The 16,966-nt window shown below is 70.9% G+C and carries 17 protein-coding genes and 1 tRNA gene; 6 read left to right on the plus strand and 12 right to left on the minus strand.

Annotation, left to right across the window (positions count from 1 at the left end):
- Positions 1-65: 65 nt before the first annotated feature.
- Both ctaD and ACH4RG_RS21730 read left to right on the plus strand, forming a co-directional pair.
- Complete coding sequence (gene ctaD / locus ACH4RG_RS21725) at positions 66-1,739, plus strand: cytochrome c oxidase subunit I (RefSeq protein ID WP_397918132.1); 1,674 nt, start codon at positions 66-68, stop codon at positions 1,737-1,739.
- Between the two features lie 49 nt (positions 1,740-1,788).
- Positions 1,789-2,130, plus strand: a complete 342-nt coding sequence (locus ACH4RG_RS21730; protein WP_398539987.1) for a hypothetical protein — start codon at positions 1,789-1,791, stop codon at positions 2,128-2,130.
- An 81-nt stretch (positions 2,131-2,211) separates the two neighbouring features.
- On the opposite strand, the gene ACH4RG_RS21735 is transcribed toward ACH4RG_RS21730, so the two are convergent.
- The 6 genes from ACH4RG_RS21735 to ACH4RG_RS21760 all read right to left on the minus strand — a co-directional run bounded on the left by ACH4RG_RS21735 (position 2,212) and on the right by ACH4RG_RS21760 (position 7,657).
- Positions 2,212-2,589 carry a VOC family protein gene (locus tag ACH4RG_RS21735; RefSeq protein WP_397917999.1) on the minus strand — a complete coding sequence of 126 codons (378 nt, stop codon included), beginning with the start codon at positions 2,587-2,589 and terminating at the stop codon, positions 2,212-2,214.
- A 30-nt stretch (positions 2,590-2,619) separates the two neighbouring features.
- Complete coding sequence (locus ACH4RG_RS21740) at positions 2,620-4,233, minus strand: sigma-70 family RNA polymerase sigma factor (protein ID WP_397918000.1); 1,614 nt, start codon at positions 4,231-4,233, stop codon at positions 2,620-2,622.
- A 276-nt stretch (positions 4,234-4,509) separates the two neighbouring features.
- Positions 4,510-4,704, minus strand: coding sequence for an antitoxin (locus ACH4RG_RS21745; RefSeq protein WP_397918001.1), 195 nt, complete (start codon positions 4,702-4,704; stop codon positions 4,510-4,512).
- 313 nt (positions 4,705-5,017) lie between these two features.
- Complete coding sequence (locus ACH4RG_RS21750) at positions 5,018-6,043, minus strand: MASE1 domain-containing protein (RefSeq protein WP_397918002.1); 1,026 nt, start codon at positions 6,041-6,043, stop codon at positions 5,018-5,020.
- 63 nt (positions 6,044-6,106) lie between these two features.
- Positions 6,107-6,937: a PP2C family protein-serine/threonine phosphatase gene (locus ACH4RG_RS21755; protein WP_397927383.1), complete on the minus strand. Its 831-nt coding sequence runs from the start codon at positions 6,935-6,937 to the stop codon at positions 6,107-6,109.
- A 99-nt stretch (positions 6,938-7,036) separates the two neighbouring features.
- Positions 7,037-7,657: a DinB family protein gene (locus ACH4RG_RS21760; protein ID WP_398539988.1), complete on the minus strand. Its 621-nt coding sequence runs from the start codon at positions 7,655-7,657 to the stop codon at positions 7,037-7,039.
- A gap of 145 nt (positions 7,658-7,802) precedes the next feature.
- Here ACH4RG_RS21760 and ACH4RG_RS21765 point away from each other — a divergent pair, with 145 nt between their 5' ends.
- Complete coding sequence (locus ACH4RG_RS21765; protein WP_007459351.1) at positions 7,803-8,072, plus strand: hypothetical protein; 270 nt, start codon at positions 7,803-7,805, stop codon at positions 8,070-8,072.
- Positions 8,073-8,087: 15 nt separating this feature from the next.
- Here ACH4RG_RS21765 and ACH4RG_RS21770 read toward each other — a convergent pair.
- Positions 8,088-8,163: transfer RNA gene (locus tag ACH4RG_RS21770), tRNA-Trp, on the minus strand.
- Positions 8,164-8,362: 199 nt separating this feature from the next.
- Here ACH4RG_RS21770 and mptB point away from each other — a divergent pair.
- The 3 genes from mptB (at position 8,363) to ACH4RG_RS21785 (ending at position 12,459) form a co-directional block, all read left to right on the plus strand.
- Positions 8,363-9,868, plus strand: a complete 1,506-nt coding sequence (mptB, locus tag ACH4RG_RS21775; RefSeq protein ID WP_397918005.1) for a polyprenol phosphomannose-dependent alpha 1,6 mannosyltransferase MptB — start codon at positions 8,363-8,365, stop codon at positions 9,866-9,868.
- 309 nt (positions 9,869-10,177) lie between these two features.
- On the plus strand, positions 10,178-11,854 hold the full coding sequence (locus ACH4RG_RS21780) for an ABC-F family ATP-binding cassette domain-containing protein (protein WP_398539989.1): 1,677 nt from the start codon (positions 10,178-10,180) through the stop codon (positions 11,852-11,854).
- Between the two features lie 35 nt (positions 11,855-11,889).
- Positions 11,890-12,459, plus strand: a complete 570-nt coding sequence (locus ACH4RG_RS21785; RefSeq protein ID WP_398539990.1) for an AAA family ATPase — start codon at positions 11,890-11,892, stop codon at positions 12,457-12,459.
- On the opposite strand, the gene ACH4RG_RS21790 is transcribed toward ACH4RG_RS21785, so the two are convergent.
- The 5 genes from ACH4RG_RS21790 to ACH4RG_RS21810 all read right to left on the minus strand — a co-directional run bounded on the left by ACH4RG_RS21790 (position 12,444) and on the right by ACH4RG_RS21810 (position 16,567).
- Positions 12,444-12,668, minus strand: coding sequence for a hypothetical protein (locus ACH4RG_RS21790; protein WP_003964170.1), 225 nt, complete (start codon positions 12,666-12,668; stop codon positions 12,444-12,446). The two genes, ACH4RG_RS21785 and ACH4RG_RS21790, sit on opposite strands and share 16 nt — an antisense overlap.
- Positions 12,669-12,784: 116 nt before the next feature.
- A complete protein-coding gene (locus ACH4RG_RS21795; RefSeq protein WP_397918008.1) occupies positions 12,785-13,405 on the minus strand; it encodes a hypothetical protein in 621 nt (206 codons plus the stop codon).
- Positions 13,406-13,471: 66 nt separating this feature from the next.
- Positions 13,472-14,092 (minus strand): L-threonylcarbamoyladenylate synthase, encoded by a 621-nt coding sequence (locus ACH4RG_RS21800; RefSeq protein ID WP_397918009.1) that lies wholly within the window; start codon positions 14,090-14,092, stop codon positions 13,472-13,474.
- Between the two features lie 124 nt (positions 14,093-14,216).
- Positions 14,217-15,233 carry a hemolysin family protein gene (locus tag ACH4RG_RS21805; protein ID WP_397918010.1) on the minus strand — a complete coding sequence of 339 codons (1,017 nt, stop codon included), beginning with the start codon at positions 15,231-15,233 and terminating at the stop codon, positions 14,217-14,219.
- On the minus strand, positions 15,230-16,567 hold the full coding sequence (locus tag ACH4RG_RS21810) for a hemolysin family protein (RefSeq protein WP_397918011.1): 1,338 nt from the start codon (positions 16,565-16,567) through the stop codon (positions 15,230-15,232). The genes ACH4RG_RS21805 and ACH4RG_RS21810 overlap by 4 nt, the downstream gene beginning before the upstream one ends.
- Between the last annotated feature and the right edge of the window lie 399 nt (positions 16,568-16,966).

Here is a 16,966-nt window from a genome sequence, read left to right on the forward strand (position 1 = left end):
GCGTCGTAGTGACGACGAGGGGCATCTCGCAACCGGTGGAGACCGATACCGCCGACCAGGACGAAATGCCGGTACGGCGCGGCGAACCCGGCAACGTGGTCATCAAGTGGATGACCACCACGGACCACAAGACGATCGGCACGCTCTACCTCGTCACGTCCTTCGCGTTCTTCTGCGTGGGAGGGCTCCTGGCGCTGGTGATGAGAGCCGAGCTGGCCCGGCCCGGTATCCAGCTGATCTCGAACGAGCAGTTCAACCAGGCGTTCACGATGCACGGCACCATCATGCTGCTGATGTTCGCGACGCCGCTGTTCGCCGGATTCGCGAACTGGATCATGCCGTTGCAGATCGGCGCGCCCGACGTGGCGTTTCCTCGGCTGAACATGTTCGCGTACTGGCTGTACCTCTTCGGCTCGCTCATCGCGGTGGCCGGCTTCCTCACCCCGCAGGGGGCTGCCGACTTCGGCTGGTTCGCCTACGCCCCGCTCAACGACGCGGTCCGCACTCCGGGTATCGGAGCCGACATGTGGATCATGGGTCTGGCCTTCTCCGGCTTCGGTACGATCCTCGGCTCGGTCAACTTCATCACCACGATCATCTGCATGCGCGCACCCGGCATGACCATGTTCCGCATGCCGATCTTCGTCTGGAACGTCCTGCTGACCGGTGTTCTGGTCCTGCTGGCCTTCCCGGTTCTCGCCGCGGCCCTGCTGGCGCTGGAGGCCGACCGTAAATTCGGTGCGCATATCTTCGACGCGGCCAACGGCGGCGCCCTGCTGTGGCAGCACCTGTTCTGGTTCTTCGGCCACCCCGAGGTCTACATCATCGCCCTGCCGTTCTTCGGCATCGTCACAGAGATCTTCCCGGTCTTCAGCCGCAAGCCGGTCTTCGGCTATATCGGCCTGGTCGCGGCCACCATCGCCATCGCGGGCCTGTCCGCGACCGTGTGGGCACACCACATGTTCGTCACGGGCGGAGTGCTGCTCCCGTTCTTCTCCTTCATGACCTTCCTCATCGCTGTGCCAACAGGCGTGAAGTTCTTCAACTGGATCGGCACCATGTGGAAGGGGTCGCTCTCCATGGAGACCCCGATGCTCTGGGCCGTCGGTTTTCTGGTCACCTTCCTGTTCGGCGGTCTGACCGGGATCATTCTCGCCTCACCGCCCCTCGACTTCCACGTCTCCGACTCGTATTTCGTCGTCGCCCACTTCCACTATGTGGTATTCGGCACCGTGGTGTTCGCGATGTTCGCCGGATTTCATTTCTGGTGGCCGAAGTTCACCGGGAAGATGCTGGACGAACGGCTCGGGAAGGTGACGTTCTGGACCCTCTTCGTCGGATTTCATGGGACGTTCCTCGTTCAGCACTGGCTCGGCGCCGAGGGCATGCCGCGTCGTTACGCGGACTACCTCGACGCCGACGGCTTCACCGCGCTGAATACGATCTCCACCCTTTCCTCCTTCCTGCTGGGCCTTTCGATCCTGCCGTTCTTCTACAACATCTGGAAGACCGCCAAGTACGGCAGGAAGGTCGAGGTCGACGACCCGTGGGGCTACGGCCGTTCGTTGGAATGGGCCACCTCCTGCCCGCCGCCGCGGCACAACTTCGTCACCCTGCCGCGGATCCGTTCCGAATCACCGGCGTTCGACCTGCACCACCCGGCGGTCCGCTCTCTGGAGGAAGCCACCAACCGCCCCCAGGACTCCACGGTCGTCGCCCCGGGGGACCGGCACGAGTGAACGCGACCCACGCCCTCGACGAAACGGCGGGGTGGGAGAGGAGGACGGGGTGAAACCCGATGAGGACTGCGCCCGGGGCTTGGCGCAACTGGAAGGCTTTCTGTTGTGGAACGCCGAGCTCGAGAGGGCGCGACGACAGGCGCGCCGCTTCACCGACCGGTTGCCCTGGTTGACCACAGCGCAGCGTGAGGACGTCGAGCGGGTGTTCATCGCCGAACGTGTCGCCGCTTCCCGGGAGTCGTTCACCCACATCCGGGACCGCGCGGACGAACTGCGTGAGGAGTACTCCGGGCGTTACGTCCGGCTCCGGGCCCGCTGCGTCGCCGTCTCGACCGGCGCGGCGGGCGTGGCGATCTGCGTCGGCACGGCGCTGATGTTGAGCCTGCGCTGAGCCCGGCGGAACCCCGTGGGCTCCGGTGCGGCCGTTGGGTGGCCGCACCGGACGGGCCCGGGCGCGCGGGTGCCGCAACGGTCAGTGCCGTACCAGGCAGAAGGGGTGCCCTGCGGGGTCGGCGTACACACGCCACCCGCGCGCCTCGTCCCCGGCGTCGAGCAGGGACCCCCCGCACGCCAGAACCACCTCGTGCGCCTGTTCCTGGTCGGTGACGCCGAAGTCCAGGTGGAACTGCTGGGGCGGGTCCTGGCCGGGCCAGCCGGGCGGCCGGTGGTCGGCCACCCGCTGAAAGGCGAGGACGAGCCCACCGGGCGCGTGCAGCGTGGACCAGTCCGCGTCGCACGCCCATCTCCGGTCGGCGCGGTCGACCTCGCCCCCGAGCAATGACGCGTAGAAGCCGGCCAGTTCCTTCGGGTCCGGGCAGTCCAGTACCACGCACTCCACTTGAGCGATCATGGCGGCATCCTAAGGGTTGCCCGGCGGGGCTCAACGGGCTCCGAATACCTGTGTCCACACCGGACCGCCGCCCGAATTCTGCTTACCGACGCCGATCTCCTTGAAGGAACAGTTGAGGATGTTCGCGCGGTGCCCAGGGCTGTCCATCCAGGACCGCATCACGTCGGCCGGGGTCCGCTGGCCCTTGGCGATGTTCTCGCCGTAGGTGGACCACCGATACCCCGCGGCGGTGATCCGGTCGCCTGGATCCCTGCCGTCCTGCGAGGTGTGCGAGAAGTAGTCCTTGGCCTCCATATCGGCGGAGTGCCGTTGCGCGGCCGTGTTGAGCTGATCGTTGACGGTCACCGGACGGCAGCCCTCCTTGGCCCGCTCGGTGTTGACCAGATCGGTGACCTGGCCGGCTGTTCCCGCGGGTGCGGGCGGCGCGGGCACCGGCGGGTCCGGCTTCGGGGCCGGGGCGGCGGTGGTGGGCACGGGTGGTGCCGGGGTGCTTTTCTCCGGCTTGGCCTTGGGCGTACGCGAGGGACTCGGCGTCAGGGAGGCGCTGGGTGACACGGATGCGGTGGCCGAGGCGGAGGCCGAGGAAGACGGGGGCGACGTCGGTGAGGCCGAGGCGGGTGCCTGGGAGCGGGAAGCCGGAGCGTCGGCGGTGACGGTCGTCGCGTCCCGGTCGTCGGCGTCGGTGTAGAGGTGCACCGCCGCGCCGCCAGTGCCGAGCGCGGCGACCGCGACCACGGCGGCTATGGCTGAGTTGCGACGGCGTCGTCGGGCCTGCACCCGTCTGCGCTCCGCGCGCCCCGCCCCGGCACCGTGCGAGCCAGGACCGGGCACCTGGAGCTGTGCAGCCGTGGTGAGCAGTTCCGGAGCGGCGCCCGTTCCCGCCGCGGCCACCGGGACGAGTGCGAGGCCCACCAACAGTCCTTCGGCGGGAACAAGCCCCGAGCGGTGCCCCGAGCACACCGTGCATTCGCGGGCGTGGCGGGCCAGCCGCTTGCGCCACAGGGCGGAGGGGACGCCGTCCCAGCCGACGGCGATGTCCTCCAGCAGCACGCACGGCGGTTCGGCCGCCAGCGCACCCACCACGACCCTCGCCGCCTCCAGCTGGGCCTTCATCCGCTGCACGCGTACGGCGGTGTGCTGCGGGGAGAGGTCGAGGGCCGCGGCGACCTCGGCACGGGACAGGTGCCCGGCGGTTTCCAGCCACCACAGCGACAGCAGGGCGCGGTCGTCCTCGTCGAGCCAGCGTGTCGCCTCCGCTACCTGGCGACGCTGGCCGGTCAGGCCCAGCTCCAGGATCGTCACCTCGACGAAGTCCGCCCGGGGGTCCGGCAGGTCGTACGCGGCGTCCAGCCGGTCCGCCGGTATGGCACCGGACTGTCTGTCACGCCAGTGCGCGCGTATCTCGTTCATGGCTATCGCCACCAGCCAGGAACGGAAACGCTCCGGGTCGCGCAGGTCGGGCAGGCCCCGGAGCATGCGCAGCACCGTCTCCTGCACCACGTCGTCCACGTCCGCATGGCCGTCCAGCGCACGTCCGACGACGTTGTACAGCAGCGGCAGGTACGCCGAGACGAGCTGATCCTTGGCCTGCTGGTCGCCGCTCTGCGCCGCCGCGATCAAGACCGTCGGGTGATCCTTGCCCATGCTGTGCTCACTCTTCCGGGGTCCGGTGCTGTCACTTCCCACACTCGGGAGACGGGGTGCGGGCGGGACGATAACAAGAATCCGGCGGGCAACCCCGGGAATCTTCGCCGCCGCCCTCTGCCCACGGGCCTTGTTCGGGCCTCACGGAGCGTGCGCGGGGGCTGGACGTACTCCGCGCACCGGGCCGTGCCACGGAAAGCGATCCGTGGCACGGCCCGGTGCGCGGGACGGATGGCGGCCGACGGACGGCGGCCGTCCGGTCACCGGCGGGGCGGCTCAGGCGCGGGGCGGCCCGTCCTGGTCGCGGTCCGTCCCGAACTGCTGCTTGAGCCTGTCCTGACCGGTGTCGACGTGACCCTTGTACTTGCCCTTCGTGCGGTCGTCGACCATGTCGCCGGCCTTGTCGATGCCCTTGCCGACATGCTCTTCGTGGCCCTTGAGCATCTTCTTGATCTTGTCCAGTGCGGACATGCGTCCTCCTCGTCGACTCTGTGCCCCCATCTCAAGGGTCACCGCACTGGGCACCGGCCGCATCCGCGCCAAGGGACGACGAGGACGCCGACAGGTGGGACGGGGGCGGCCGGGAAGTGTGAACCCGCGCCGACTGGGCACATACCGGTTGACCAGGAGGAGGTGGTGGCAATGGGCCGCATCCGAGTTGTCGTCCGTCGTCCCCCGCCCCCCACGGGGCCGCCGCCGCTGGATCTGCGCACCCCGTCCGGCCGCCCCCTGCCGTACTGACCGTCCGCGTTCCCATTCCTCAGGCACCGGTGCGTACCACGTGCTACCGGCGGTCCGGGTGGGGGCCGCCGTCGAGCGGGCCGTGCCGCCGTTCCCGGTCGTCGTACCGCGTCGCGGCCTGCCCCGACAGCGGTGCCAACTGCTCCACCAGGGCCTCCAGCTCCTCGACGGCGTACTCCGTCTCGCGGCGGATGTTCTTGTGCTCCGCGACGACGGCCCCGAGCAGCAGCGCGGTGAGCGCGACGCTTCCGTTGAGCAGGGAGAGGTTGGCCATGATCTCCATCAGGCTGTGCCCCGCGAACGGCCCCACTCCATCCGTACCGGCCATGACGGCGAGCACCGAGACGACCAGGGCGCACGGAGCGCTGCCGGGCAACTCGAAGCGCAGGGCCGCCCAGATGATCACCGGGAACACCAGATAGATCATCGACAGCGAACTGCGCGTAGCGAGCAGCGACGACACGGCCACGACGACCGCGAGGACCGACGCCTCCAGCCAACGGTCGGACGGGCGGGGCCACCGCACCCCGCGCAGGACCAGCAGCACGGGGGTGACGACCAGGACCCCCATCGCGTCCCCCGCCCACCAGGACGACCAGACCAGCCAGAATCGCCCCGGCGGAACCTTGCCGTCGAGCAGCAGCGTGAAACTCCCGATGGCGGCGCTGATCAGCATCCCCGCGAACGCGCCGAGGAAGACCAGGCAGACCCCGTCCCGCAGCCGGACCAGCTCACTGCGGAAGCCGACCCTCCGCAACAGCGCGTACGAGGCGAGCGGGGCGACCGTGTTGCCGAACATGATGGCCAGACTGCTCACGGTGAACGCACCGCCGGTCTCGAGGACTGCGAGCAGCGCGCCCAGCGCGATGCCCGGCCAGACGCGGACGCCCAGGCACAGCAGGGCGGCCAGGGCGATGCCGGTGGACGGCCACAGGGGTGTGACGACCGCGCCGTCCACGACGACCTGCCGCATCAGCCCGAGATGCGCCGACAGGTAATAGGCGCCGGCCACGCCCAGGATCTGCGCCACGTACGCGGCCCGACGTCTGGCTTCCTCGGTGCGGATCACACCACTCATCAGACACCGGCCGCGAGGGGACTCGGCAGGTGACACGCGCGGTACGGTCCGGCGTCACCGCGGCCCGCGGCCCGCGGCATGCCGCAGGACCAGTACGGCCGCATCGTCCTCGTGCCCCGTCACCTCCGTCGCGCGCAGGACCTCGTCGGCCAGCTGCGCCGCGCCCGCCCCGACGTGCGCGGCGACCAGCTGCCGTACTCGCTCCAGGCCGTCCTCGATCAGCAGCGACGGCCCCTCGACGACCCCGTCGGTGAGCAGCACGATCGCCCCGTCGGAGTCGAGGGTGCGCCGGGTGACGGGATAGTCCTCGCCCGGCTCGATGCCCAACGGCAGGCCGCCCGGGTCCTCCGTGACGCCGGAGCGCCCTTCCGCGGTGGCCCACACACACGCCACGTGCCCGGCCCGCGCACTGTGCAGCTCCCAGGTCGTCGGGTCCAAACGCATGAACGTACAGGTCGCGAAGAGGCCCGAGTCCACGGACACCAGCAGATCGTTCGTCCGGCCGAGGATCTCGCCCGGATCAGACGCCGTGCCCGCGATGGCCCGCATCGCGATGCGGACCTGCCCCATGAAGGCGGCGGCCTCGACGTCGTGCCCCTGTACGTCGCCGATGGCGAAGCCGAGGGCCCCGTCAGCGAGCGGGAAACCGTCGTACCAGTCGCCGCCGATGTCCAGACCGTGGCGGGCGGGCGCGTAGCGGGCCGCCGACTGGAGACCGGAGACCGTGGGCAGGGCCGCCGGAAGCATGTCGCGCTGGAGCGCCTGCGCCAGTTCCACCCTGGCCTGGTGGAACTCCACCTCGCGCCGAGCACGGGCAGTGAGGTTCTGCAAGGTGTTGAGCAGGTCTTCGGCGCTAGCTGAGCGGGGAGTCCGACGCCGGTTCATGTGCCGCTCCGCGGTGCGTTATGTCCCTGAATCATAGGGCGGGCACTCTTGAGAGGCGACTGCGGGCGCTTCCGCGTACGCGCGGCCCCGGGGGGCCGCTCAGGACCGCCGGGCCCGGTACAGATCGCGGAGCAGGGCGATCTCGGCACCGTGGTGCAGCACCTCCTGGTTGACCCACCAGACGATGTCGACGAAGGGATCCGCGGCGTCGCTGCCGTTCGGATACGTGCTGTACCCGACGGTGTCCAGGTCCACGTCGTCGGTGGTGAGCAGGGCTGCGCGCCAGGCGGCTGACGCGGTCTCGAAAGCGGCCACCGCCCCTGTGGCGTCCCCGGGAGTGCGGTAGCCGTCGCGCGTGAGCGTCCCGCCGCCACAGGTGTGGTCGGCACGGAGAGTGAGCATTTCGGTGAGATGACTCAGGCGCCACGCGATGGTGGTGAACGGCGGAGGGAACGGATGGGGGGAGTCCGCCGAGTCCCGGCCCCAGTCGCCGGCTCCCGCCAGGACGGTCGCCCGCGCCCCGGGGGTGTCGCCGCGACGGCGTACGGACCAGCAGTCGGGTACGGGTTCCCAGAAGTGTTCGTCGTCGCCGAGCGGAGTGACGCCGATGTCGACGCCGTTGCCGCTGTCCATGACGGGACCGGCCAGGCGGGCGAGGAGCCGCTCGCAGGCGAAGTCGAACTGCTCCAGCAACGGGAAGAGACGCGGTGGGCGGATCATCGGTGGAGCCTGTCACGGCAACCGGGCGGGCGCGCGCCCATTTTCCGGCGGCCACCGTCCCGCTCGCCCGGCCCGGCGCGGTGGCCACTTGCCGGATGGACCCTCGTACCGAGCCGTTGTCAGTGCCCGGTGGGATGCTGCCCGCATGGACGAGCTGATGAGGCAGCGACGGGTGTACGGCACCGACCACGACGACCCCCGCCCCGGGCCGAGGCCGGGGCACGACTACCGGGAGCTGGTCGGCGGCCCGCTCGACGGGCTGCTGCTCGACGTCACCGGCTGGGGCGAGGCGGAGCTGCGCGACGGCGTCGGGCTGGTCACCGAGATCGGCGCCTACGGGCCCGGAGGACGTGCCGAGTACGGTCCGCGGTCGCCCGACAGCCACCAGTGGGACTGGCGGGGCGACGTGAGGTGAAAGGCCGGGTGGTGATGGCAGGGGCGGCAGGAATCGAACCTGCGACATACGATTTTGGAGACCGCCGCTCTGGCCGCTGAGCTACGCCCCTTGGTGATGGGTGAAGCCTGGCATGCCGGCGCCCGGGCGCCAACAGATCTACGCGCCGCGTCGTTGAACCCCGTCGCGCGGATGGATCCCGCTGACGGCCGGGAGCCGATGCGGCGCGGTGCCGCACCCTGCGGAATGCCGGGCAGGCCGGGGGAGGGGGCGGCCGGCTCGGGCCCGGCCGTCCGATAGGTTGGCCGGTCATGTGGGCTTTGAGCGCGGTCGGGCACCGTCGGCTGGGTGCGGCAGGATCTGTGGCGATCGTCGCAGGCGGCTGGTTCGCCGGAAAGCTGCCGGTCCACGATCCCTGGGGCCTGTGGACCGACCACGGGTCCGCAGCGAAGGCGGCGGCGGCCGTCCTCGCCTACGTCGGACTGACCGTGCTCGTCGTGGCCTGGTGGCAGTACGGCAAGACCGCCTCCACCGCCCGCGAGACCCTCGTCACCCTCGCCTGGTGGACGGCCCCGTTCCTGCTCGCGCCCCCGCTCTACAGCGCCGACGTCTACAGCTACATCGCCCAGGGCTCGATGGTCCTCGAGGGACACGACGTCTACACCGTGGGCCCCTCCGCCCTGGACCCCGGCGGAATCGGCGGCGACGCCGCCGCCAGCGTCGGCAACCACTGGCGCGACACCCCGGCCCCGTACGGACCGCTCTTCCTGCTCCTCTCCGCCGCCGTCGCCTGGATCACCGGCGGAACGATCGTCCCCGCCGTCCTGGCGATGCGGGTCGTCGCGCTCGTCTCCCTCGCCCTGATCGTCTGGTCCCTGCGCCGGCTGGCACGCGAACACGGCCGCAGCGAGAGCCGCGCGCTGTGGCTGGGGGTCCTCAACCCGCTGCTGCTGATCCACGTGGTCGGCGGCGTGCACAACGACGGGCTGATGATCGGGCTGATGCTCGCCGGCCTGGTGCTCGCCCTGCGCGGCAGATGGATCGCGGGCAGCGCCCTGGTGGGCCTCGCCATGATGGTGAAGTCACCGGCGGCCGTGGCGCTGCTGTTCATCGGGGTCCTCGTGCACGCCTCCGCGACCGGCCCCCAGTGGCGCCGCTGGGCCAAGGGACTGCTCGCGCCCGGCCTGGTCGCCTGTGCGGTCGCCGGAGGGGCCACGCTGATCAGCGGCACCGGATTCGGCTGGCTCCACACCCAGGGCGTCGCCGCGAACATCCACACCGCGCTCTCCGTCACCAGCGACATCGGCCTCGGACTGGGAGAGCTGGCCCATCTGCTCCTGGGCGTCGACGCGGAGCCGGTCAAGTCCGTCGTCCAGACCCTGGGCCTCGCGGCCGCGCTCGGCGTGATCGTCGTGCTGGCCCGGCGTGCGATGCGGGGCAGTATGACACCGGCCCACGCCCTGGGCCTCTCGCTGCTCGTCCTGGTCGGCCTTTCGCCCATGGTCCAGCCCTGGTACCTGCTGTGGGGCATGGCCGTCGTCGCCGCGACCGAACAGTACGGCCGCCTCTCCGCCGTCCTGATCGTGCTCTCGGCGGCGCTGGTGTACGAGACCCACCCCATGGGCGCCACCCCGCCCTACGGATTCGCACTGGCCGGCCTCGCCGCGGTCCTCGGCGCCCTCGCGCTGCGGCGTACCCCGGTCGTGCCGCCCGGTGTGAGGCTGCCCGGCCGACGGGGCCCCGCGGACCCGGCGGAGAACCAGAGAACCCCCGCGTCCACCACGTCCCCTGCCCCGGACCCGCAGAACGCTCCCTGAACCAATCCCCTCGACGCCCGGCAAGATCCTCGGCTAGGCTGAGCGGGTCCTGTTGTCTCCGATAGAGGTGGACGTTGCGCATCTGAGGTCCGCGATCATCGCGCGGTACGGCCCTGGCCCGTACACGGTCACGACGCTGTCGGCATCTCTGCCGCCCGTGACTTCCGCGTGGATGCGACCTCGGTGCTGAGCCGTCCCTCACCTTCGCAGGACTGTTCTTCCCACCACTTTCCGGCCCCCGGGCCGGGTCGCCGCGTGCTGTTCGCATACGAAGCCCCCGATCCTCCCGCTTCCGACTGCGAGAACCACATGAGCCATCCCACCGCGCCCAGCGCCTCCGTGGCAGCCTCCAACCTCACCTTCCGGTGGCCCGACGGCACGAACCTCTTCGACGGGCTCTCCCTCACCGTTCCCCGCGGTCGCACCGGTCTGGCCGGAGCCAACGGCGCCGGCAAGTCGACCCTGCTGCGCCTGTTCGCCGGACTTCAGCGCCCCTCCGAGGGGTCCGTCACGGTCGGCGGAAACCTTGCCTACTTGCCCCAGAACATCACCCTGGACACCTCCCTGCGCGTCGACGCGGCCCTCGGCATCGACGAGCGCCGGGCCGCCCTGCGCGCCATCGAGTCCGGAGACGTACGGGAGGAGCACTTCGAGACGATCGGCGACGACTGGGACGTCGAGGAGCGCGCTCTGGCCACTCTCGGCTCCCTCGGGCTCGGCGCCGTCGAACTGGACCGCACCGTCGGGCAGCTGTCCGGTGGGGAGACCGTCCTGCTGCGGCTGGCCGCGCTGCTCCTGGAACGCCCGGACGTCCTCCTCCTCGACGAGCCGACCAACAACCTGGACCTGTTCGCCCGCCGCAGGCTCTACGACGCCGTCGACTCCTGGCGCACCGGCATCCTTGTCGTCGTCAGCCACGACCGGGACCTGCTGGAACGGGTCGACCGCATCGCCGAACTGCGATCGGGATCGGTCAGCTGGTACGGGGGCGGCTGGTCCGCCTACCAGGAGGCCCTGGCCACCCAACAGGAGGCCGCCGGGCGGATGCTGCGCGCCGCCGACGCCGACGTACGCCGCCAGCAGCGCGAACTGGAGGAGACCCGGATCAAGGTGGCCCGCCGCCAGCGCCACGACAAGAAGCTGGACGGCCGGCGGAAGGCCCCGCGCATCGTCGCCGGGGAACGCAAGCGCTCGGCCCAGGAGTCCGGGGACCGGCTGCGAGGCTTGCACGAGGACCGGCTCGACGAGGCACGCGAGCGCAGGGAGGAAGCCGCCGAAGCCATGCGCCGGGACGCCGAGATCAAGGTGAGCCTGCCCCACACCGCGGTGCCCGCGGGCCGCACCGTTCTGACGGTACGGGACCTGAGCCTCCCCTACGGACGGCTGCGCGAGGGCAGCCTCCAGGTGAAAGGACCCGAACGCATCGCCCTGGTCGGCCGCAACGGGGCCGGCAAGACGACGCTGCTGCGGGCGCTCACCGGGGAGCTCGCGCCGAGCACCGGGGAGGCCACGGCGGCGGTACCGCTGAAGTTCCTTCCGCAGCGGCTGGACGTGCTCGACGACGAGCTGAGCGTCGCCGACAACGTCGCCCGCACCGCCCCGGGCACCACCGACAACCAGATCCGCTCCCAGCTCGCCCGGTTCCTCTTCAAGGGGGCCCGCGCGGAGCAGCCGGCGGGGACCCTCTCCGGCGGCGAACGCTTCCGGGCCGCCCTCGCGGCGACCATGCTCGCCGCCCCCGCCCCGCAGCTGCTGCTGCTGGACGAGCCGACGAACAACCTCGATCTGGCCAGCGTGCGGCAGCTGACGAGTGCCCTGGAGTCCTACGAGGGCGCGCTCGTCATCGCCAGCCACGATCTGCCCTTCCTGGATTCCGTGGGCATCACCCGCTGGATCCTGCTGGACGACGCACTGCGGGAGACCGACGCCGAGGGGGTCCGCGAACTCCTCGGGAGCCCGCAGTCGACTCCGGCGGGCACGGCGTGACACCGACCGCACGATCGAAGAAGGAGGAGATCCGGATGGGCACCGACCTCGGCCCCTGTGTCGTACTGATCACCGGAGTGATGGCCGCGGGGAAGTCCACCGTCGCCCAACTCCTGGCGGAGTGCCTGCCACGCGCGGTCCACGTGCGCGGAGACGTCTTCCGCCGCATGATCGTCTCCGGCCGGGCGGAGATGACACCCGACGAGGCGGCGGAGGCGCGGAGCCAGCTCGACCTGCGCCAGCGGATCTCGGCACAGGTGGCCGACGCGTACGCGGACGCCGGATTTACGGCCGTCGTGCAGGACATCGTCCTCGGCGAGGACCTGCCCCGCTACGTCGCCAGGGTCCGCACCCGCCCGCTCTACGTCGTCGTGCTCGCCCCCTCACCCGCGGCCGTGCGCGAGCGGGAGGAAACGCGGGCCAAGACGGGGTACGGGGAGTGGACGGTCGAAGCGTTCGACGCGTACCTGCGGAGCGGGACGCCGCGTATCGGCCTGTGGCTGGACACATCCGGTCAGACGCCCGGGGAGACGGTTTCGGCCATCCTCGATGGACTGCGCGGTACGGGAGGTCCAGGTGACGCGGCCTCTCAGGCGGCCTCGTAGTGGTGGGCCCGCCCACCCCGCCACTCCACCCAGACCGGATTGTCGAGAATCCGGTCCGCTTCTTCGAGGCCGGCCTCGTTGAGGAACACGATCACGTCGTGGTCGCTGTGGGCCAGCCCGAGTATCTCGTCCCGGCCTTCGTAGTGCACGGTCACCCGGCGGCCACCCGAGGGGGTCGGCCGGTGGATGACGATCGGGGGATTCGCCATGGGTCCACCCTGCGACGCGCCCCGCACCCTCGCATCCCCGGCCCGCCCCCTCCGACGCCGGACAGAAGCCGCTCCTGAGAAGGCTCACGTGCCCTCCCCGGGGGTCCAGGAGGGACTCAGCGCCCGGCGGGCGAGAGTTCGACCGTTGTGGTGACGCGTACCAGGGAGGGCCTGCGCGGGGCGGAGCCGAACCCGAAGGCGACGGGCGGGTCGAGCGGGGCGAGCCGCCCCAGGCCCGCCCCGTCCAGCACGGCGTGGGCGGCCACGACCGGCCGCAGCCCCCGCGCCCCGTACCACTCCCGCCGCCCCGGACCCACGCGGCCCAGGGTGCGTACGCCGGGCATCAGCAGCCGGGCCGGCCCGTCGCACAGCGCGGCCCAGTGCGGGCTGCGGGCGAGCGGGGCCGGTACGGCGGACAGCAGCAGGCCGAGGGCGGAGCGGCGTCCCGTCCGCAGCCGCAGACGCAGCGGCCCCGCCTCGACGAGCCAGGTGTCACCGCCGACGGATACGGTCACGGGCACCACCTCGATCCGGTCGAAGCGGTACGTGGCGGCGACGAAGTCCGCGATCCGCCGGGACGGGGCCAGCAGGACCCGTACGCCGTCGGAATGCTCGACCATGACGTCGCTGAACGCCCCGAACGGCGAACGCGGCCAGTGGCCGACCACCAGCCGGGTGCCCGAGGCGGTCCCCACACCGGCGATCCAGCCGTCGAACCGCAGTCGCTCACCTGTCACGCCCACCAGTCTCCCTCGTCACCCGCGGCGGGGAAGACTGGTGGGCGTGACGGCCCGCCGTACGGGCTACTCGAAGCGGGACGTGTCCCCGGCCCCGCGGCGTACGATCTCGGGCTCGTCGCCGGAGAAGTCGACGACCGTGGTCAGCTCGGTGCCGCAGTCGCCCGAGTCGATGACGGCGTCCACCTCGTGCTCCAGCCGCTCCTTGATCTCCCAGCCCTGCGTCAGCGGCTCCTCCTCGTCCGGCAGCAGCAGGGTGCTGGAGAGCAACGGCTCGCCGAGCTCGGCGACCAGGGCCTGGGTCACGACGTGGTCGGGGATGCGCACACCGACCGTCTTCTTCTTCGGGTGCAGCAGCTGGCGGGGGACCTCCTTCGTCGCCGGAAGGATGAAGGTGTAGCTGCCGGGTGTCGCCGCCTTGACCGCCCGGAACACGTCGTTGTCCACACGCACGAACTGCGACAGCTGCGCGAAGTCGTGGCACACCAGCGTGAAGTGGTGCTTGTCGTCGAGGTTCCGGATCGACCGGATCCGGCCGAGGGCGTCACGGTTGCCCAACTGGCAGCCCAGCGCGTAGCACGAGTCGGTCGGGTACGCGACGAGCGCACCGGACCGGATGCTGTCGACCACCGTGCTGATGGTGCGGGGCTGGGGATTTGCGGGGTGCACGTCGAAGTACTTGGCCATTCGCCGAGCTTACGCGCTCGGGCCGGACCGGCGGAGCCCTGCGCCGGGAAGAGGGGAGGCGGCCCGTCGTACGACGGGCCGCCTCTTCTTCCGTTTCGCGCGGTGGAGTTCACCGCCGGGCCGGTCAGACCGCGGCGGCCCCCACCAGCTCGTCCAGTACGTCCTCCATGGTCACGAACCCGATGACCGTGCCCTTGTCCCCGGCGACCGCCGCGAGATGCGTACCGGCGGCACGCATCGCGGTGAGGGTGTCGTCGAGCGGGGTGTCGATCTCGACCCGGATGACGGGGTGGAGGGCGCTCGTGGGCAGCGCCTCGGTGCGTTCCGCGACGCCGAGGGCGTCCTTGATGTGGAAGTAGCCCAGCAGCCCGTCGTCGGGCCCGGTGACCGGCAGCCGGGAGAAGCCCGAGGCGACGGCGGCCCGCTCCAGACCCTGCGGGGTGATGCCCAGGTCGACGGTGACGGTCCGGTTCAGCGGGACCATCACCTCGCCGACCGGACGGGTTCCGAGCTCCAGCGCGTCCCGCAGACGCTCCCCGTCGGCCGGGGCCAGCAGCCCGGCGTCGCTGGAGTCCTTGACCAGCCGTACGAGCTCGTCGTCGGTGAACACCGAGGCGACCTCGTCCTTGGGGTCGACCTTGAGCAGCCGCAGCAGCATGTTGGCGAAGGCGTTGATGCCGAAGATGACCGGGCGCAGCGCACGGGTCAGGCCGACCAGGGGCGGCCCCAGCGCCAGCGCGGTGGCGACGGGGGCGGCGAGCGCGATGTTCTTCGGGATCATCTCGCCGATGAGCATGTGCAGATACGTCGCCAGCGTCAGCGCGATCACGAAGGCGATCGGGTGGACGAGCGCCTCCGGAACGCCGGCCGCGTCGAACGGCGGCTCCAGCAGATGGGCGATGGCCGGTTCCGCGACGGCGCCCAGCACCAGCGAGGAGATGGTGATGCCGAGCTGAGCGGTGGCCATGGCGGCCGACAGGTGTTCGAGGCCCCACAGGGCGCTCTTCGCGCGTCGGCTGCCCCGCATGGCCTGCGGTTCGATCTGACTGCGGCGGACCGAGATGAGGGCGAACTCCGCGCCCACGAAGAACGCGTTGGTGAGGAGGGTGAGCGCGCCGATGGCGAGCTGGATGGCGGTCATCGGGCGTCCTCCTCCACGAGGGCCGGCGCCGGTGCGGGCGCGCTGATCCGGACCCGGTCGGCCCGGTGGTGCTCGATGTCGAGCACGTCGAACTGCCAGCCGTCGACCTCCACCCGGTCCGTACGGACCGGGATGCGGGCCAGCTGGTTGGCGAGGAGACCGGCGAGCGTCTCGTAGGGGCCTTCCGGTGCGCCGAAGCCGATCCGGTCGAGCTGATCCAGCCTGATGCTTCCCTCGGCCTCCCAGACCGGGCGCCCGTCGCCGAGCGGCTCGGCCGGTGCCAGGTCGGGGCGCTCGTGGGGGTCGTGCTCGTCGCGGACCTCGCCGACGACCTCTTCGACGATGTCCTCGACGGTGGCCACCCCCGCCGTACCGCCGTACTCGTCGATCACCACTGCCATCGTCCGGTGTTTGCGCAACTGCGCGAGCAGCCGGTCGACGGGCAGCGAGTCGGGTACGAGGAGCGGTTCGGTCGCCAGGGCCGTGACGGGGGTCCGACCCCGCTCGGACTCGTCCAGGGCGAGTACATCGCGGATGTGGACCGTGCCGATGACCTCGTCCAGGCTGTCCCGGTAGACCGGGAAGCGGGACAGGCCGGTGGCCAGCGTCAGGTTGGCGGCGTCGGCGGCGGTGGCGTGCGCCTCCAGCGCCCGGACGTCGACGCGCGGCGTCATCACGTTCTCGGCGGACAGCTCCGCCAGGTGCAGGGTGCGGACGAAGAGCTCGGCCGAGTCCTGCTCGATGGCGCCCTCGCGGGCGGAGTGCTGAGCGAGCGCGATCAGTTCCTGCGGCGTACGGGCGGAGGCCAGCTCCTCGGCCGGCTCCAGGCCCAGGCGGCGCACGAAACGGTTCGCGGTGTTGTTGAGGTGCCGGATCAGCGGGGCGAAACAGGCCGTGAAGGCACGCTGCGGGGTCGAGACGACCTTGGCCACCGTGAGCGGGCTGGAGATCGCCCAGTTCTTCGGGACCAGCTCACCGATGACCATGAGGACCACCGTGGAGACGGCCACACCGAGGAGGGTGGCGACCGTGGACACGGCGCCGGCCGGAAGTCCGGCGCCCTCCAGCGGGCCGCGCAGCAGCACCGCGAGGGACGGTTCGGCCAGCATGCCGATGACCAGAGAGGTCACGGTGATGCCGAGCTGGGCGCCGGAGAGCTGGAAGGTGAGCCGCTTGGCAGCCTTGAGCGCGCTCTCGGCACCACGCTCCCCGGCCTTCACGGCGCGTTCGAGCTCGCTGCGCTCGATGGTCGTGAGCGAGAACTCGGCCGCGACGAACACCGCGCAGGCCAGCGTCAGCGCGAGGGCGAGGAGAAGAAGGGCCACTTCGCTCACCGTGTCACCTCCGTCCCCTGGTGCGTGGGGTCAGGGATGACACGGTTCCTACTGGGAGGCTCACCCATTGCGGTGCGCAGCTCCTTCTCTGTTCGGGTCGTCGGGATCGACGGTGGAATGCGGGTGTGACCCCGCCCCATAGATAGTAAAGGGAGCGCAAAGCAATGGGGGAGTGGCGGGTGTCACAGGAAGCGCCGCTCCGGGCGGCCACGGCATGCGGGATCTGGATGGCCGGAACTGTGCGTAGTGGTCATGTGCTGGGGAACCCCCTTGCTTCTCGGGAGGTTCTGCCCGGTGAGGCGGCTCGCCCACCCTCGATCGACTCATCCGTAAAGATCGCTCTTCCGTAGAGATCACCCATACGAAGAGATCGCCCAGACACAGAAGGAGCGGACGCCG

Source organism: Streptomyces sp. NPDC021019, from assembly GCF_044333295.1.
In the GTDB taxonomy this organism is placed as follows: Bacteria; Actinomycetota; Actinomycetes; order Streptomycetales; family Streptomycetaceae; genus Streptomyces.

What these genes read in the sequence shown, in the direction of transcription:
- ctaD (WP_397918132.1), top strand. Translation starts at nt 66, where the DNA reads ATGCCGGTACGGCGCGGCGAACCCGGCAACGTGGTCATCAAGTGGATG.
- ACH4RG_RS21735 (WP_397917999.1), bottom strand. Translation starts at nt 2,589, where the DNA reads ATGATCGCTCAAGTGGAGTGCGTGGTACTGGACTGCCCGGACCCGAAG.
- ACH4RG_RS21740 (WP_397918000.1), bottom strand. Translation starts at nt 4,233, where the DNA reads ATGGGCAAGGATCACCCGACGGTCTTGATCGCGGCGGCGCAGAGCGGC.
- ACH4RG_RS21745 (WP_397918001.1), bottom strand. Translation starts at nt 4,704, where the DNA reads ATGTCCGCACTGGACAAGATCAAGAAGATGCTCAAGGGCCACGAAGAG.
- ACH4RG_RS21755 (WP_397927383.1), bottom strand. Translation starts at nt 6,937, where the DNA reads ATGAACCGGCGTCGGACTCCCCGCTCAGCTAGCGCCGAAGACCTGCTC.
- ACH4RG_RS21760 (WP_398539988.1), bottom strand. Translation starts at nt 7,657, where the DNA reads ATGATCCGCCCACCGCGTCTCTTCCCGTTGCTGGAGCAGTTCGACTTC.
- ACH4RG_RS21765 (WP_007459351.1), top strand. Translation starts at nt 7,803, where the DNA reads ATGGACGAGCTGATGAGGCAGCGACGGGTGTACGGCACCGACCACGAC.
- mptB (WP_397918005.1), top strand. Translation starts at nt 8,363, where the DNA reads ATGTGGGCTTTGAGCGCGGTCGGGCACCGTCGGCTGGGTGCGGCAGGA.
- ACH4RG_RS21780 (WP_398539989.1), top strand. Translation starts at nt 10,178, where the DNA reads ATGAGCCATCCCACCGCGCCCAGCGCCTCCGTGGCAGCCTCCAACCTC.
- ACH4RG_RS21785 (WP_398539990.1), top strand. Translation starts at nt 11,890, where the DNA reads ATGGGCACCGACCTCGGCCCCTGTGTCGTACTGATCACCGGAGTGATG.
- ACH4RG_RS21790 (WP_003964170.1), bottom strand. Translation starts at nt 12,668, where the DNA reads ATGGCGAATCCCCCGATCGTCATCCACCGGCCGACCCCCTCGGGTGGC.
- ACH4RG_RS21800 (WP_397918009.1), bottom strand. Translation starts at nt 14,092, where the DNA reads ATGGCCAAGTACTTCGACGTGCACCCCGCAAATCCCCAGCCCCGCACC.
- ACH4RG_RS21805 (WP_397918010.1), bottom strand. Translation starts at nt 15,233, where the DNA reads ATGACCGCCATCCAGCTCGCCATCGGCGCGCTCACCCTCCTCACCAAC.